This is a genomic window from Mycoplasma zalophidermidis (assembly GCF_024742155.1).
GTDB classification, from domain to species: domain Bacteria; phylum Bacillota_I; class Bacilli_A; order Mycoplasmatales; family Metamycoplasmataceae; genus Mycoplasmopsis; species Mycoplasmopsis zalophidermidis.
This window is the reverse complement of record NZ_JANSFS010000005.1, coordinates 22,154-39,261: the sequence shown is the minus strand read 5'-3', so window position 1 is coordinate 39,261 and position 17,108 is coordinate 22,154. Positions and strand designations below refer to the sequence as shown.

Sequence of the window (17,108 nt, the reverse complement as noted above, 5' to 3'; positions counted from 1 at the left end):
ATAATTCAAGGTTATTCATCAGTATTAGCAAGTTTTGATAATGCATTTTTAGCAGCTTGCTCTTCTGCTTCCAACTTGTTTTTACCTTCACCTTCACCATAAATGTTGTTATCATGTATAGCTTTTGAGTGAAAAGAATTTGAATCATTTTGAGTTGTATTATAAGTCACTGAATTTCTCGAAAATGATTGGATGTATTCTTGGAATAATGTTTTAGAGTCTTTGAGATTAGACTCATCTATTTTTGTTTTAAATAATGTTTGCTGTAAAAAACTATTTACTTTTTGCAGACCTTGATCTAAAAATAATGCTCCTATAAACGATTCAAAGATATCCGCTCCAACTTTTACTGATTTTAGAATTTCTTCGTGCATTAATCCAGGTCCGGTTAGAAGAAATTGTTTAAGGTTTAATTTTTCGCTTAAATTATTGAGACTTTTAGTTGATACTAATTTAGTTCTCATTAGTGATAAATTTCCAGGGTTACTATTTTCATATTCTCTATATAAATATATTGAGGATAAGAATTGTAGAATTGAATCTCCTAAAAATTCCATACTTTGATAATCTTCGAGTTGTTTATTTTTATTGGTTTTGGCATAGCTTGGGTGGGTAAAAGCAACAGCATAATATGACATTTTTTTAGGTAAAATTGAATATTTGTTTAAAAATGCAAAAAATTCTTCTGTAGCTTTTTTATTCATTTAAATCCTTTACAGATTCTTTTACCTTGGTTAGAACATCATTTTCTAACGCAATTTTAATTTGATTCAATGCTCCGGTGTATGCTTTATCATCACTACTACCATGTGATTTTATTGCGACACCATTTACTCCAACAACTCATGCAGCCCCAACATTTCTGTAGTCTAATGTTTCTGCAACGTCATTGAATGCGTTTTTTGCTAGCATGTAGCCTAATTTTCTTATTGGTGAAGCCAATATCTTGCTTTTTAATAATGATTTAAAACTTAAAATTGCTCCCTCAAGACTTTTTAAGACTAAATTACCACCATAGCCATCAATAACCGCAACGTCACAAACCGCATTCAGTATTTCGCGTGGCTCTCTAAAACCAATGTAATTTATTGTTTTGGATTCATTTAACATTAAATGCGCTTGCCGAATGATTTCCAAACCTTTATTATCCTCGGTACCAATATTTATCAAACTGACACGAGGTGTTTTAATTTGCAACATAATTTTTGCGAAAACATTCGCAATGTTGGCTCACTCAACTAAATATTCAGGTTTAGTATCTATATTTGCACCGACATCTAACATTAAGAATTTTCTTCCCGTTATAGTAGGCATTATCGGCATAAATGCTGCTCTTGACACGTTTTCTAAACGTTTTAGTTTAAATGTATTTAAAGCTAGATACAAACCGCTATTGCCTGAACTTAAAACAGCATCAGCTTTATTATCTTTAACTAATTCAATAGCGATATTCATTGATGTTTCTTCGTGGAGCGAAGCTCTGATATTTTCAGGATTTAAAGCAATTTTATCATTGTCTATTATTGAGATATTTTGGGGTTTTTCTTTAATGCCAGGTACATCAATGTTTCGAATTTCATTTTTGGGCCCAACTAAAATAATTTCAAAATTTGGGTTTTGTAAAGCAAATTGATACGACGCGACAACGCCGGCTTTTATTCCATTATCATTGCCGTTTATATCAAATGCTATCGTATATTTTTTAGTTTTATCAGCCATAATTATTCAAATCCTATAATGAAGTGGTAATTTGGTTGTGCTCCATTTACGATTTCTACCTCTACATCATAACGGCTTTCGATAAAGTTTTGAATTTCGTTCGCATCCATTTCAGAGATGTCATTCCCATAATAAATAGTTATTAATTCATGATCTGGTTTAATTGTTTTCTTTAGTAAGTCTTTAGTTGCCTCAATGTATGAGGGTTGACAAGTCACAATTTTATGATCTGTTAAACCAATAAAATGTCCTTCTTTAATCTTTACATTGTTTAGTTTTGTTGTTCTTGTGGCTTGTGTTATTTCACCAGTTTGAACAGTTTTGATAGCTTCAGTTAATAAATCTAGGTTTTCTTCTGCGCTTGATTCGTGATTGAAGTTTAACATCGCACTTATGCCTTGAAGTTGGCTTCTTGATTGAATAATATAAACATTTTTATTATTAATTATTTTACCGGCTTGTTCAGCTGCTAGGAATATATTTGAGTTGTTAGGTAGAACAAAAACATTTTTAGCATTAACTGAATTAATCGCATCAACAATATCTTGAGCAGATGGGTTTTGCGTTTGACCGCTTTCAACAATTGCATCACAACCTAATTCCTTCATTCTTGAAATAATTCCATTACCTAGGTTACATGAAATAATTGCGCATTCTTTTTCGTCCTCATCACTTGAACTGATAATTACGTTTTTATTTCTTGCTTGCTCAGCTTGTAAGCTCATATTCTCTGATTTAATTTTGATGAATTCCCCATATTTTTGACCAAAATTCAATAATTCACCAGGTTTTAATGTGTGGCCATGAACTTTTACAATTTCGTTATCTTGTACAACAACTAAACTTGTAGCAATTTTGCCAACAGATTTTTCGAATTGAGTTTTTTTGAATTCGTCTACTTCATTTAATTCAATAATAAACTCTGTACAATAACCGAATTCACCTTCGTATACTTCACCATTTTGAATAAACGAATCTGATGATGAATTATTTTCTACGATTTGAACTGGTTGTCCTTTTAAGAATGAATTCATTCCAGCGATTATTGAGTAAAAACCTTCTCCGCCAGAGTCGGTTACGCCAACCTCACGTAAAATTTTTAATTTATTAGGTGTGTTATCACATGATTTTCTTGCAAATTTTTCTGCTAATTCAAAAAATACCTCGAATGTTGTTTTCTTGTCTACAATTTTTTCTAGCTCTTCGGTCGTTTCTCTAATTACGGTTAAAATTGTACCTTCAATTGGTTTTAACACTGAACCATATGCTTTTTCGGTAGCTTTTTTAAATCCATTTAGCAGTCCTTCGACATCAACGTTTGTTTTGCCTTCGAACGCCATTGAGAATCCTTTGAAAATTTGACTTAAAATAACTCCCGAGTTTCCACGAGCACCAAATAACATACTTTTACTAAATTTTTGAGAAACTAATCCCAAATCATTTGAATCGCGGTTAATACCATCTATTGCTGATTTAACTGTCGATGACATATTTGTCCCTGTATCTCCATCTGGGACCGGGAAGACATTCAAGGCATCGATTTTATTTTTATTATTTATTAAGTTGTTTGCACCTGATAAACACAGATCATAGAAAATTTTACCGTCTAATTTATTAATCATTATTTAGACCTCCTATAAAAATATTTAGTTTTCCTAATTTTTGGTTATTCTTTCTAAGAGCAAATCTTAGCAAAGAATGTATTGATGACACAATATTTTTGCAATTACTATTTTTAATTAATGTTATAGTTGCGGTAAAATCCCATGTCGTATCATATTGATTTATTATGACGCATTCAGAACATTGATTCGTCTCATCTTGCTTGCATTGAATACTATAGACACCCGGCGTAGATTCCAAAATATCTATAAAAATCTTGCTGACTTCTGATTTATTCACGTCGCCTCCGTTTTATTAAATTAATATCTTAGCTTTAGAGTTGAATCTTAATTTAAAACTAAGTTTTTATATTATATAATTAATTTAATTAATTGGAGAAAATTATGGCCGAAACAATCGAAAAAGTTATTGTAGTTAATATTTCGGATTCTCCAACAGGTTCATTAGACGGACTTGTTGATTTTTTTGGTCCCGATGGTCCAATCAGGCTATTGGCAAAAGGGATTAATAAACCGGAATCAAAAAACAGAGCTAATTTATTATTGGGTTCGTGTGTGGAAATTGAATATTTTAAAGCGAGACAAAAAGGTTCAATCGGAAGGCTAAAAAAATCAACAACATTATACTCACTAGATTATTCAAATAACTTGAACTTAGTCTTTTTAACTAGATGTTTAAAAATCGTAAAATCAATAAAATCCAAATCTTTAGCAGTTTATAATGCATATTTTCAAATTATTCACCGACTAGGTGAAGGATTAAACAGGAGATTATTGTTATTTATTCTTGCACAATCACTGAATTATTATGGTATTGCCCCAATAACGACAAAGTGTTGTGTGTGCTCTAGTTCATTTAATTTATGTGATTTTAGCTATTATCAAGGTGGTTTTTTATGTTCGAAACACAGTGTAAAACCAAGATGAAACAAAGAACTAAAATCAATTTATTATTTGTTTAGTGACCTAGAAAAATTCTTAGCTATATCAAACGATGCAATAGTAAATTATTTATATGGTGAATTATTAGATCATTTGCATAATAACGGGATTTCTATTAATTTTTAAAGAAATTAATTTTACTAATACACAGATTTTCTAGTAAAAAAATAAAATCATGAAACTCGATTACTGAATTATTTTTGTGTTAATGTTTCCTTATTTAATGTTTTATATATTACCTATTAATTGATTAAAAGGTATAATATAAAAACTTAATTAAATATAGAAATAAAAGGAGATATTTATGAAAATAGGATCTAGTTCGGTTGCTATTGAAGCAATCAAAAAACACAAGAATATTATCATTTTTCATCATGTTCGTCCTGATGGGGATTGTTTAGGTTCTCAACACGGATTAGCACAAATGATTAAAGATAATTTTCCTGACAAAAATGTTTTTACACCTGGCGATAATAATGATACATACAATTTTATGAATTATCAATTTGACCCTGTGGAAATTATTGATTTCAACGATTCGTTAGCAATTGTTGTTGATGCGTCAAGTTCAGATCGTATTCAAAACGGTGATTTATTATTAACTGATAAATTTACTGCTAAATTAAGAATTGATCATCACCCAAACGGCAGTGATGTTGAATATGATTATCTTTTCGTTGATGAACACTATGTTGCGGCAGCGGAACAAGTAGCACAAATTGCTTTCGATGCAGGTTGAAAAGTTAGTGAAAAAGCTGCTAAACATACATTTTTAGGAATAGTTACTGATTCTGGTAGATTCATGTATGCAGACACATCACCTAGAACGTATAGATTGGCCGCATTCCTACAAGAACAAGGAGGAATTGACCCTTCTCAATTACACAGAGAACTAGCAAGAAGAACTGTAAAGGATATTAAATATTCTGGATACATTCTTTCTAATTTTAAAAAACAAGGAAGAGTACTTTATTTCTTAGCAACTAAAGCTGTTCAAGAAGAATTTGGTTTCAATGATCTTAAAGCTGCAGTTTCAGTAAATGAATTAGCAAATATAGAAGATAACGCATGTTGAGCATTTTTTGTAGAACAATCAGACGGTTCAGTTCGTTGTAGATTGCGTTCAAATGGACCATTAGTTAATGAAGTCGCTAATAAATATGAAGGTGGTGGACATGCCAATGCTGCCGGATGTACAATAAAATCATTTGATGAAGTCGACCAAGTAGTTCGTGAATTAAATGATGCAATTACAAGATGGGAGGCTAAATAGTGAAAATGCAAAATACTGGCAGATGACAAGATGCCGCAAAAAAAATTGAGGAATATGACTCAATCGTAATTTTTCATCACGTTCGTCCTGATGGGGACTGTTTAGGAAGTCAGTTTGGCCTTAGAGAATTATTGAGAGAAAATTACCCTAATAAAAAAGTTTATGCTATTGGAAATTCAAACGGTTTATTCAGTAATTTTTTGAATTTAGATTTTGATGAAATTCCGTCAGATGAAATTTTGAAAAAATCACTTGGTGTTGTTGTAGATGCAAACCAAAAGGAAAGAATTTTTAATCGTGAAGTTTTGGACAAAAATTTATTTGCTGAAACATTAAGAATTGACCATCATCCAAATGAAGACGATTTAGATAAAGTTACTGTTTGATTAGAAGAAAACAGAATCGCGGCTGCAGAAATGATTGCTGAATTAGCATTTCAAATGAAGTGAAAAATTACAGAAAAAGCCGCAAATTTTGTCTTTCTTGGAATAGTTACTGATTCAGGTAGATTTCAGTTCTCTGATACATCTGCAAGAACTCACGAATTAGTTGCGCACCTATATAAAAATAATTTAAATGCAGAAAAAATATTTTTAGGACTTGCACAAACAACTTTGGAAGACTTAAAAGTTCAATCAGCTTTAATGTCATCATTAAAAACCAAAGGTCAAGTTGCATATATTCAAGTTGATTACAAAACAACATTGGGTTTAGGAAAAAAACCTAACGATATGGCTCGTCCAAATATGATAGGTAATATTAAGGGATACCCAATTTGAGTATCATTTAATGAAGAAGAAAGCGGCATGATTCGTTGTGAATACCGTTCAAACGGACCAATTGTTAGAAACGTAGCTTTAAAATGAGGCGGCGGCGGACATGACCGTGCTTCAGGTTCGATGATTTCAACCTTTGATGATGTTGAAAAAGTTATCGATGACTGTAATGAAGAAGTATTACGTTGACAAAAAGAAAATAAATAGGAGTTATTATGGCAAAATTTAATCGTATTTTTATGATTGTTACAGACGGTTTAGGAATTGGTCCTGATCGCGATCAAACAGCATTTGGTGATAAAGGGGCTAACACCATTTTATCCGCTTCAAAAAGCGCAATGTTTTTCATAGATAATTGAAAAAAACTTGGTATTGGTAACGTAACCACATTGGAAGGAAATTACCATGTACGTAAACCATTGGCATACATGTCAAGAATTCAAGAAGTTTCAAATGCTAAAGATACTTTAGCAGGACACTGAGAAATGATGGGTATCAAAACATTAGTGCCATTCCCAACATTCACCGAAAATGGATTTCCAGAAGACTTGGTTGCTGAATTATCAAAAGCATTTGATGGACGCAAAATTATTTGTAACAGAAGTGGCTCTGGAACAGAAATCATTGATGAATTTGCTCAAGAACAAAAAGAAACCGGAGCAATTATTATTTATACTTCAATGGACTCAGTTTTACAAATTGCTGCTCATGAAGAATGAATCGGATTAGACAATTTATACCGTTATGGTAAAGCTGCCAGAGAAATTTGTTCATCTAGACCAGAATGAAATGTTGGTAGAATTATTGTTAGACCTTTTATTACAGATGAAAACGGAAAATACAAGAGAACATTCAATCGCCACGACTACGCAAACCAACCACGTGAATTGATTCTAAATGATTTACAAAGAGCTGGTGTTGATGTTGTTGCTGTTGGTAAAATTAATGATATTTTTGTTGGCCAAGGCGTTTCAAGAGCTATTCACTCAGATGGGGATGCTCATGCAATGGATATAACAATTGAAGAAGCAATGAAAGACACAGTAGACAAATTTGTTTTCACAAACTTAGTTCAATTTGACTCACACTATGGACACCGTAGAGATGTAGATGGTTATGCTTCAAACATTGCTTTATTAGACTCAAAAATCGGTGCTTTAATTAATGCAATGAAAGAAGACGATTTATTGATTATGACATCTGACCATGGGAATGATCCATTATATCCTGGATTCAACCACACAAGAGAAATGCTACCTTTAACTATATTCTCTAAATCATTTAAATCTCCAAAAGTGTTAAAAGATGTTGAAGGATTAGGAACAACCGGTAACATAGTCGCAAGAAACTGAAATTGTCCAATTGTTACCGAAACAGGTGATGATATCTTTGATCAATTAGTTTAATTAAATTTTCTTTAAACACGTGCAAAACGTGTTTTTTGTTTATTATACAGAGTGGTTTTCGTGATAAAATACTCCCAACAAGGAGGAATATGAATAAAACTATTTATTTAGCTGGGGGTTGTTTTTGGGGGATTGAGGCCTATTTTTCAAGAGTACCCGGAGTAATAGATTCAGTTTCTGGATATGCAAACGGATTAGATAAAAATGCAACATATAAAAATTTAAAAAATACATTACATGCTGAAACTGTGAAAGTTGTCTACGACTCAAATTCAGTATCTTTGGGAGAATTATTACTGCATTTTTTTAGATTGATAGATCCTGAATCTTTGAATAAACAAGGAAATGACATTGGTACACAGTATCGAACCGGAGTGTATTACACCGAAGGGGAAGATATTACAATTATCGAAAAAATATTTGCACTAAAAAGAAGAATATTTAAGAATTTTTGTGTTGAACTAGCACCACTAAAACATTTTATTTTAGCAGAAGATTATCACCAAGATTATTTGGAAAAAAATCCTGGCGGTTATTGCCATGTGAATTTAAACACAGATTATAATCTTGATGACAATGAAAATAAAATCTTGAAACAAATAAACAATGAGCTTGCTTTATCCGAATTAAGCTTTGAAGTTTTAAAAAATAACGCAACAGAAAGACCTCATACATCAGAATTGAATAAAGAATATAGACGAGGCATTTATGTTGAACAAATTAGCGGTGAAGCATTATTCTCGTCAAGCGATAAATTTGACGCAGGCTGTGGCTGGCCTAGTTTTTCTAAACCCATTTCAAAAGGAAGTGTTGAATATTTAGAAGATAATTCGCATAATATGGTGCGTACAGAGGTAAGATCTGGTGAAGGAAACAATCATCTTGGCCACGTGTTCAATGATGGCCCAAAAGACAAAGGCGGATTAAGATATTGCATTAATGGTGCAGCATTAAAATTTATTCCATATGAAGAAATGGACGAAGCGGGATATTCAGAATATAAAAAATATTGTGAATAAAAACAAAAACCGGTGTGTTATTCCCGGTTTTTTAAATTCAACAGATTATTTCTATAATCTCTATAATTATCAAGTGTTCCATATTTTTTAATATGAATTCTGTCCTCAATTACTGTAGTTAAAAATATAAGGGCATTAAAAATCAATAACATAATAACCAACATTGTTCGACCAACTACCAATGAAATATAGTAATTATGCGCTTCAGCAATTGTCATATTTTTTGCTAATGAATAAGATTTTTCATCAAAACCAAAGACCATTAAGAAGTCAGCAATTGGCACAATTGTTTGAGCCAACATTGCCAGTCCGACAAAAATCACCGTGACATAGGCAAAGAAATTGAAAAAGCGTTGTTTGTGTTTTATTTCTACTTTATTGGTTTTTTTATTTTTTATTGCCCCAAGTATCGCAAATGCGATAAAAACAAAAGTAAATACAGTTATTCAGTTTGCTATTAAATCTGTAAAAGCATACAATCTGGACATTGCCTTAAATGAGTCACTACTATAAATTAAGTAAGACTCATTAACCGGAAGATATAATTGAGCACCGATAATAGTGAATATAATATTTGAACCCAAACCGATTATTAATGAGTATATTACGCCAAAAACTGGTTTGTTTGGATTTAGTTTTCCAATAGATTTTTTTCAAAATGGTAATTCACCCTCGGCTAGTAGTGATTCAATAAATCTTGGCATCCACATTGCGAAACCATTTATTATCCCCATAACACCAATTGCAATTGTAATATTGATTAAACCAAAAATAATTCGACCGGTGGTTACGCCCATTAAGTTCTCAATATAACTTCTCATATTGGTAAACGACCCACCATTAATTGACATTGAAATAGCAATTGCTACATAAATAATTGTTACAACAATTAATCCCAATGATAAAGCTAATGAAGTTTTTTCAGGTCGTTTCATTTCACTCTGCATTCCGGCTGCAATATAAAAACCATCATAAGCAAAAAAAATTGCTCCAACTGATAGAAATACCCCGATAAATCCTCCTAAACCACCATACTGAATAAATGTGCTACCCGTTTTAATATTAAATTCATGCTGTTTAATTCCTAAACTTATTTCGCTTACACCGCCTTTGCCAGTAAAAGCAAGAGTAAAACCAATTAGGGTAATAAAAACCAGCGGTAAAAATTTAATACATAGAACAACGATATTGTGTGCACTACCGATTTTTGAATTTAACCCAGGGAGTAATAAGAAATATAACCCCATTAATGTTGTGATTGAAAGTCATATAAGCCAGTCATAATTCGTACCAAAGGTTAAAGCTTGTTTATTTGCTAATGCTCCAGCCCCGTCTTGAATTGCCATTATTACATACACAGGCATATAAAAAAATGTTAATGGTAAAGTTAGATAAACCATGAAATTTTTGCTTGCTTTATAAACTCATCTTGAATTAAAAATTCTATTTCATCCTATTATTGATAAATTATCATTTTTAATTCCCGCTATTTCTGTGAGTGCTAAAGCCATTGAAATAACTGCAAATGAAGCAATAATTCAACATACAATGGCTAAAATTAATGAACCTCTCGAATTTTGTAAGACTTCTTCAGATTTAAAGAAAATTCCGGCCCCAATTGAACTGCCCATTACAATCATCATTGAACTAAAAAAACTAATTTTTTTCTTAGTTGATGTTTTAGTGTATGTTTGTTTATTACTTACTTTGTTCATTGAGCACCTCGCATATTAGTTTGAATTATACCAAAAACGATTTTTTTGAAGTTAGGTTATTTTTAAACGATATTTTTTACTTTTATGACTATAAATTCAATATTTTGGGTAAAAAAAAGAATAATTTATTTCCTATATTTATATTTGGTATTTATATTAGAGTATAATAATTAAATATATATAAGGAAGGTTAATATGATTAAAAAGATTAAAGGCACAAGAGATTTATCTCCAGCTGAAATGAATATCCAAGAATTCATAAGAGCAACATTTATTAAGGTTGTTAGAAATTACAATTTCAACTTAATCGATACACCAATTATTGAACAAGCTCAATTATATAAACGTTCGGTAGCGGGAAGCGACATCGTTAAGAAAGAAATGTATGAATTTAAAGACAAAGGTGATAGAGAAATTGCATTAAGACCCGAAGGGACTGCTGGTTTCGTAAGAGCTTTAATTGAAAACAAGTGATATGCAACTTTAAAAACCACTAAGTTTGCATATTTTGGTCAAATGTTTAGATATGAGCAACCACAGAAAGGACGCCAGAGACAATTTTATCAAGCTGGCGTTGAATCGATTGGGGAAGCTAACGTTTACACAGATGCTGAATTAATTATTTTAGCGCATTCTATATTGCAAATTTTAGGATTGAGTTTCATACTGAAAATTAATTCAATCGGTGACTTTGAATCGAGAAATAATTATCAAAAGGAATTAAAAAAATATTTAGAGCAATATCAAGACCAATTAACGGAAGACTCTAAAGCTCGTTTAGAAGGTAATGTTTTAAGAATTCTAGATGACAAGGTTGATGGAAATAAAGACTTTGTTAAAAAAGCGCCAAAAATTAATAAATTTTTATCTGAATCAAGTAAAAATCAATTCCAAAAGTTGGTTCAAATATTGGATGAAGCAGGAATTAACTACCAGATTGATTACTCATTAGTAAGAGGTCTTGATTATTATGATGAAACTGTTTACGAATTCGTTTCTACTGCTCAGAATACCGGGAGTCAATCGACGTTGATTGGTGGAGGTAGATATTCTAATTTAATTAAAGAATTAGATGGACCAGATTTATGCGCTAGCGGTTGAGGGTTTGGTGTTGATAGAACTGCTGAAATTTTAACTGAGCAAAATTTAGAAATCAATAATGATGATGTTGAAGTTGTAGATATTTTGATTGCTTCAACACAGGAAAAATACTTAACCCCTTTATTTTGTTTATCAAACGAATTAAGATCCTATGGCATCAAAATTGAATACTTAAAAGATGTTTCAAAAAGTAAAAAGATTTTTGATAAAGCCAAAAAATTAGGCGCAAAATATGTTATTTTTGACGATTTGTTCGATAATAATGAACTAATTGTTGTAAAACACATTGAGACAAATGACAGGATTTACTTTTCATTAACAGAAGAAGGATTTGTGGATTTACTAGATTTCCTAGCCGAATCTGGATTGCAAAGTGTACAAGACTTAGAATTATTTCTTGAATAAATACATAGGAGAAACAAATGAGTAATAAAGCAAGCCAAAATATAGAAACATGAAAAAACGATTTACTTGACTTAACATACAGAAATAAAGCGTTGAATTATTCACTAAAGACATCAAAAACGCAATCGAAATTAGAAGTTATTTGTCCAGACTTAAAAACAATATTAGATTACGTTGGTTCTGAGAAGATAGAAATCGCTAATTTAAGTTTTGATTCTGAGTTTAATGAACAGCAAAAAAACTTAAAAATAGTTAAATTAGATGATGTGATAGACAAAATTGGCGCTTGCAAACCCAATACTCTTTATTCAAACGTTGACTACGAAGACCAAGCAATAATATTGAAAAAGATTAACAAAAAATATCTAGATTTTATTGATCAATATTCAATTAATACATTGTTTTTAAGTTTTGGTCTTTTAAAGTGAAGCGAAGCAGAAAATAATACTTCTATTTCCGGGTTTGTTTATTCACCCTTAATGTTTCTTCAAGCAAATTTGAAATCAAAGAATTTAAAAAATCAAACACAGTATCATGTGCTTTTTGATGATGAATTTACTTTAACTCCAAATTTAGCACTAATCAGAAAACTTTCAGTTATTTATGGTATTAATATAGATATTAATGCTATTGATAACTGTGAAAATAATTACGCTAAGTACAATAATTTTGTTGAACAACTAACAACTAATTTTAGAAGTAATGATTGGCAAATAGATAACCGCATATTTTTAGATACTTTCAGTTTTTCAAAAATCAATATGTATGTCGATTTAGATGAAAATGAAGATAAAATAGTTGAAAATGAATTTATTAAGGCACTTTCAAATGAAGAAAATGATGGCATCAATGATTTTGATATTATCAATGAAGACAATGTTGAAACTAAAATCGATATTAATGAATACTATCATGTTCTTGATTCTGACTCATCACAGGAAGTTGCAATTCAATCTGCAATTCAAGGAGAAAGTTTCATTTTGCAGGGTCCTCCAGGAACTGGGAAGTCACACACAATTACAAATATCATTACTGAATTATTAGCCAGAAACAAAAAAGTTCTATTTGTGTCAGAGAAAAAAGCGGCTTTGGATGTTGTTTATAATAACTTGAAAAAAATACAATTAAACGATTATGTTATTCCTATTCATAGTTTAGATTTAGATAAAAAAGCAATTTTGAAGGATTTGGATGACACTCTTGAAAAAGGTAAACTGAATTATCAAGTTGCAAGTGATCCAATATCTAAATTTACTAATGATTATCTAGCCATAGTAGAGAGACTTAAAAAATATGGCTGAGAACTTTTAAAATTAAGAGCGCCTTTAAATAAAAGCTTATATAAAATGATTGGAAATTTTTATAAATTCGATAAGGTTTCAAATCTACAATTCAATATCAATAATTTTCTAAATATTGATTCTGAAAAGCTAGATGAATTAAAAATTAATATTAAAGAAATACAAGATTACATCAATCATTTTGATAAAAACCCAATTTTGAATGTCTGATGAGGGCTAAAATTAACTAGGTTAAGCGAAATCGAAAAAGAAAACTTCTTTTCACTAATTGAAATTATTGGTCGAAACATTGATGTTGTATATTCTGACTTGACAAATAATCATAAATTTATTACGTTTAATGATGTCTCTTATATTAAGAATATCAAATTTCTTTTTGAATTATTCACTCATTTAATGAGTATACAAGGAAAAATTGATACATCTGTATTTCAAATAAACAATTATGACAATGAAATAGCTCAATATTCAAATATGACTTTAAATCTAGAACAAAAAATTAAATTATTAGAGAAAAACAAGAATATTTTTAGAGAATCAATTATTTCGGAAAATATACTTGAATTTGAAACAATTTTTAACAAGTATCATAACAAGTCATACAGATTCTTAGTTTCTAAGTGGCATAAAGCTAAGAAAATTATCAAAAAACATTTCTTGACCAAAGATAAATCAGTCATTGAAAATGTTCTACCCGATTTAATTGAATTAAAAAGATGTGAAAATAATTTTTGGAGTTCTTATAATAATTCTAATTTCAAACCCAAAAACAAAAATTTACAATATTTACAATCTATATATAAAATGATTGTCTTTGCTTCAAAAACTAAACTTTTTTCTGCAATTTCTGATTTTTCAATAGATATACAAAAAATGGTTTATATTTTTAATGAAGACATACGCTATAGAAATGAATTATTGAACAGTTTAAACAAATTGAAAAAGTTTCAAGATGATTTCAAGAGAATTTCAGATGTTTTTGACGAAAATATTGCTAATTTCGATTCATTAAGTAAAAATGATTTAAAAATAAAATTATCTCAATTTGCTGTTTATAAAGACGATTTTACTTCAATGTTATCCCTTGTATCTTCAATCAATAATATCAAGAAATATTCGTTAGATGATTTTGTTGAAAAAGTGTTAAATGGCAATTACAGAAAAAATCTTTTTGAAATATTTATGAAAAGATTTTACAAAATATTAATAGATCATTTTATTAATGAGTGCTTTGTTGATTTTAATGGTTCTAAACTTGAAACCTTAAGAGATAATTTTATAAATGTTGAAGCGAATGTTCAACAATTAGCAAGAGCGAAAATTATTGCAAATTTAAACAACAATATTCCAAATGCTTCAGGTTTGGGTTCCAAAAATCTTGAGGTTAAAATATTGAAGTCTGAAGTAAATAAATCAAGAAATAGAATGTCCTTTAAAAAATTGTTTGAAAAAATACCAAATTTAATGTTGCAATTAAAACCTTGTTTAATGATGTCTCCCTTATCTGTTAGTGCTTATTTAAAAGATAGTGATATTTTGTTTGATACAGTAATTTTTGATGAGGCATCACAAGTCAGACCGGAAACCGCTATTGGTGCAATTAGCCGCGCAAAACAAGTTATTATTGTGGGTGATTCAGAACAATTGCCGCCAACTAATTTCTTTAACACAATAGATCAAAACGATTATATTGATGTTGATGATGAAAATGATATCTCGGTTAAAGGTTTTGATTCAATCCTTGATATGTCTAATATTGTTTTAAAAACCATTAAATTAAGATGACACTATCGCTCACTTTATGAAAATTTAATTTATCCTTCAAACAAGGAAATATATCACGATTTAATAACATTCCCTTCATTAACCGAACCAGGTAAATACGAATCAATTAATAAAATCAAAGTTGAAGGCGTGTTAGTCGACCGTAAAAATGAAGTGGAAGCTGATAAAACTGTTGAAATTATCAAAGATATCATTGATACATACGGTTCTAATGTTACACTAGGTGTTGTGACCTTTAATACCGAACAACAGTTATTGTTAGAACGAAAAATCGAGAAATTTAAGCAATCTAATCCAATGTATAGTAGCTTTTTTGATCGGGATAAAGAAGACCCATTTTTTGTTAAAAATATTGAAACTGTTCAAGGCGATGAAAGAGAATTCGTTATCATAAATTCAGTTTACGGTCCTGATGAAAATGACAAGATTTCTATGAGATTTGGTCCTATTAATCACGATAATGGCTATAAGCGTTTAAATGTTGCTTTTACACGTGCAAAAAGAGGTATAGTTATTATTACTTCATTGGACGCTAGTGATATCGATTTAAATAGAACCGACTCAAGAGGCGTTAAATTTCTTAAAAAATATTTAGAAATCGCAGAATATGGTATCGACAAAACTGTTGATTACGTAAATGATTTTAATTCTTTTGATTCGCCTTTTGAAGAAGAGGTTTATAGAGAATTAACTAATGCCGGATATAAATTAAAAACTCAGGTCGGGTGTTCAGGATTTAGAATTGACTTAGCTGTTGTTGACCCAACAAACCCAAATAGATTTATCCTTGGTATTGAATGCGACGGAGCAACATATCACTCTTCTAAAACGTCTCGTGATAGAGATAGATTAAGACAACAAGTTCTTAATGGTCGCGGTTGACACATTCATAGAATTTGATCTACCAGTTGATTTACAAATAAAAAAGCAGAACTCAATGCTATATTAAAAAAATTGAGTGACATTAAGAATGGTAAAGATTATACATATAATATTCTGTCTAAAAACTCGGAAATTGCCTCGAATTCATTTTTGAACGTGACCGAGAAACAAAACCTAGAATTAAATTTTGATGTACTTCCCGAGTTCAATAACGAGCAAATATCTGAAATAGTTAGAAATTATCACATTTCAAACTTCGCATCTTCAATAAATCTTTCCCATGCACTAATAAGAATTGTTGAAGATTTATTGGTTAAATATCAAGTTATACACTCGTCTATAGTCAAGAGAATATTGACTTTCTTGTGCAATCGTCAATCATTTACTTCATTTGTAAAAAGATTTTATGATTCATTCCTTAGATACTCAAATGATATAGCACATTTGAATGGAGAATTCTTCATACATTCCAACCTAAACTATGAAAACATCACCTTCAAAAAAGGCGAGACTCAAAGATCACGCGAGACCGTTTACTATTATGAATATGTTCATTTGGTAAAAACTATATTGCAAATGGTTAATTCTATTGAAAAAGATTCATTAATTAGAATTATAAATGAGCAATTAGGTTACAAATCTCTAAATTTAAAAAACAAAGAATATTTTAATAAAATCTTAGAAGATTTAGTTGATAACAACATTATTACCAATCAAGACGATGTTTATCATCTTAATTAATAAAAAAATCACTCCGGATGACGCACATGTCTCGGTGTGATTTTTTATGCGGCATAAAGCAAGAAAATCGCATAGGTTTATGCGTTACTATTCAGGATTGTTAGTACCATTTCGTGCACAAACGGATATTTCGCGTTTCCAATCGTGTTTAAAATTTATTTAAATTTAATTTCCACTAATAAAATTTGAACGAACCCGACCAAGTCAAATTATTAGGATGATATATTATTCGCTTTGCTTTAGAAAGACATTAGAAAATTGCGACGATTTATAAACAAATATACTATTAATGAAATATAAATAAATTGTGTTTTTTGAATCTTGCTGGTATAAACACGACTTTATTTTATAATTCCAACAAATTTGTGATAATTATTTTTTATAATTTATTTCATTTCATAATGGTAATGTTTCCAATCTT

General features: G+C 30.2%; 12 protein-coding genes. 7 read left to right on the top strand and 5 right to left on the bottom strand.

The window, feature by feature from the left end; genetic code table 4:
- Positions 1 to 11 precede the first annotated feature (11 nt).
- From rnc to NW238_RS02950, 4 genes are read right to left on the bottom strand one after another with little or no spacing between them, the layout of a single operon-like run.
- On the bottom strand, positions 12 to 704 hold the full coding sequence (rnc, locus tag NW238_RS02965) for a ribonuclease III (RefSeq protein WP_216505607.1): 693 nt from the start codon (positions 702 to 704) through the stop codon (positions 12 to 14).
- On the bottom strand, positions 697 to 1,719 hold the full coding sequence (gene plsX / locus NW238_RS02960; RefSeq protein WP_216505608.1) for a phosphate acyltransferase PlsX: 1,023 nt from the start codon (positions 1,717 to 1,719) through the stop codon (positions 697 to 699). Before plsX ends, rnc begins: the two co-directional genes overlap by 8 nt.
- A gap of 2 nt (positions 1,720 to 1,721) precedes the next feature.
- Positions 1,722 to 3,341, bottom strand: coding sequence for a DAK2 domain-containing protein (gene fakA, locus NW238_RS02955; protein WP_216505609.1), 1,620 nt, complete (start codon positions 3,339 to 3,341; stop codon positions 1,722 to 1,724).
- Complete coding sequence (locus NW238_RS02950; protein WP_258451787.1) at positions 3,334 to 3,621, bottom strand: hypothetical protein; 288 nt, start codon at positions 3,619 to 3,621, stop codon at positions 3,334 to 3,336. The genes fakA and NW238_RS02950 overlap by 8 nt, the downstream gene beginning before the upstream one ends.
- A gap of 104 nt (positions 3,622 to 3,725) precedes the next feature.
- Between NW238_RS02950 and recO the strand changes: the two genes are divergently transcribed.
- The 5 genes from recO (at position 3,726) to msrB (ending at position 8,757) form a co-directional block, all read left to right on the top strand.
- Positions 3,726 to 4,409 (top strand): DNA repair protein RecO, encoded by a 684-nt coding sequence (recO, locus tag NW238_RS02945; RefSeq protein WP_216505611.1) that lies wholly within the window; start codon positions 3,726 to 3,728, stop codon positions 4,407 to 4,409.
- Positions 4,410 to 4,587: 178 nt separating this feature from the next.
- Entirely contained in the window at positions 4,588 to 5,556 is a 969-nt protein-coding gene (gene nrnA, locus NW238_RS02940) for a bifunctional oligoribonuclease/PAP phosphatase NrnA (RefSeq protein ID WP_216505612.1), read from the top strand.
- Positions 5,557 to 5,561: 5 nt separating this feature from the next.
- Positions 5,562 to 6,539, top strand: a complete 978-nt coding sequence (gene nrnA, locus NW238_RS02935) for a bifunctional oligoribonuclease/PAP phosphatase NrnA (RefSeq protein ID WP_216505613.1) — start codon at positions 5,562 to 5,564, stop codon at positions 6,537 to 6,539.
- Between the two features lie 8 nt (positions 6,540 to 6,547).
- Positions 6,548 to 7,738 (top strand): phosphopentomutase, encoded by a 1,191-nt coding sequence (locus NW238_RS02930; protein WP_216505614.1) that lies wholly within the window; start codon positions 6,548 to 6,550, stop codon positions 7,736 to 7,738.
- An 89-nt stretch (positions 7,739 to 7,827) separates the two neighbouring features.
- Entirely contained in the window at positions 7,828 to 8,757 is a 930-nt protein-coding gene (gene msrB / locus NW238_RS02925; protein ID WP_216505615.1) for a peptide-methionine (R)-S-oxide reductase MsrB, read from the top strand.
- A 17-nt stretch (positions 8,758 to 8,774) separates the two neighbouring features.
- On the opposite strand, the gene NW238_RS02920 is transcribed toward msrB, so the two are convergent.
- Positions 8,775 to 10,472, bottom strand: a complete 1,698-nt coding sequence (locus tag NW238_RS02920; RefSeq protein WP_216505616.1) for an APC family permease — start codon at positions 10,470 to 10,472, stop codon at positions 8,775 to 8,777.
- Between the two features lie 195 nt (positions 10,473 to 10,667).
- Between NW238_RS02920 and hisS the strand changes: the two genes are divergently transcribed.
- Together hisS and NW238_RS02910 are read left to right on the top strand one after the other, a co-directional pair.
- Positions 10,668 to 11,978, top strand: coding sequence for a histidine--tRNA ligase (gene hisS / locus NW238_RS02915; protein WP_216505617.1), 1,311 nt, complete (start codon positions 10,668 to 10,670; stop codon positions 11,976 to 11,978).
- A gap of 17 nt (positions 11,979 to 11,995) precedes the next feature.
- Positions 11,996 to 16,687, top strand: a complete 4,692-nt coding sequence (locus tag NW238_RS02910) for a PDDEXK-like endonuclease domain-containing protein (protein WP_258451786.1) — start codon at positions 11,996 to 11,998, stop codon at positions 16,685 to 16,687.
- Positions 16,688 to 17,108: the final 421 nt, after the last annotated feature.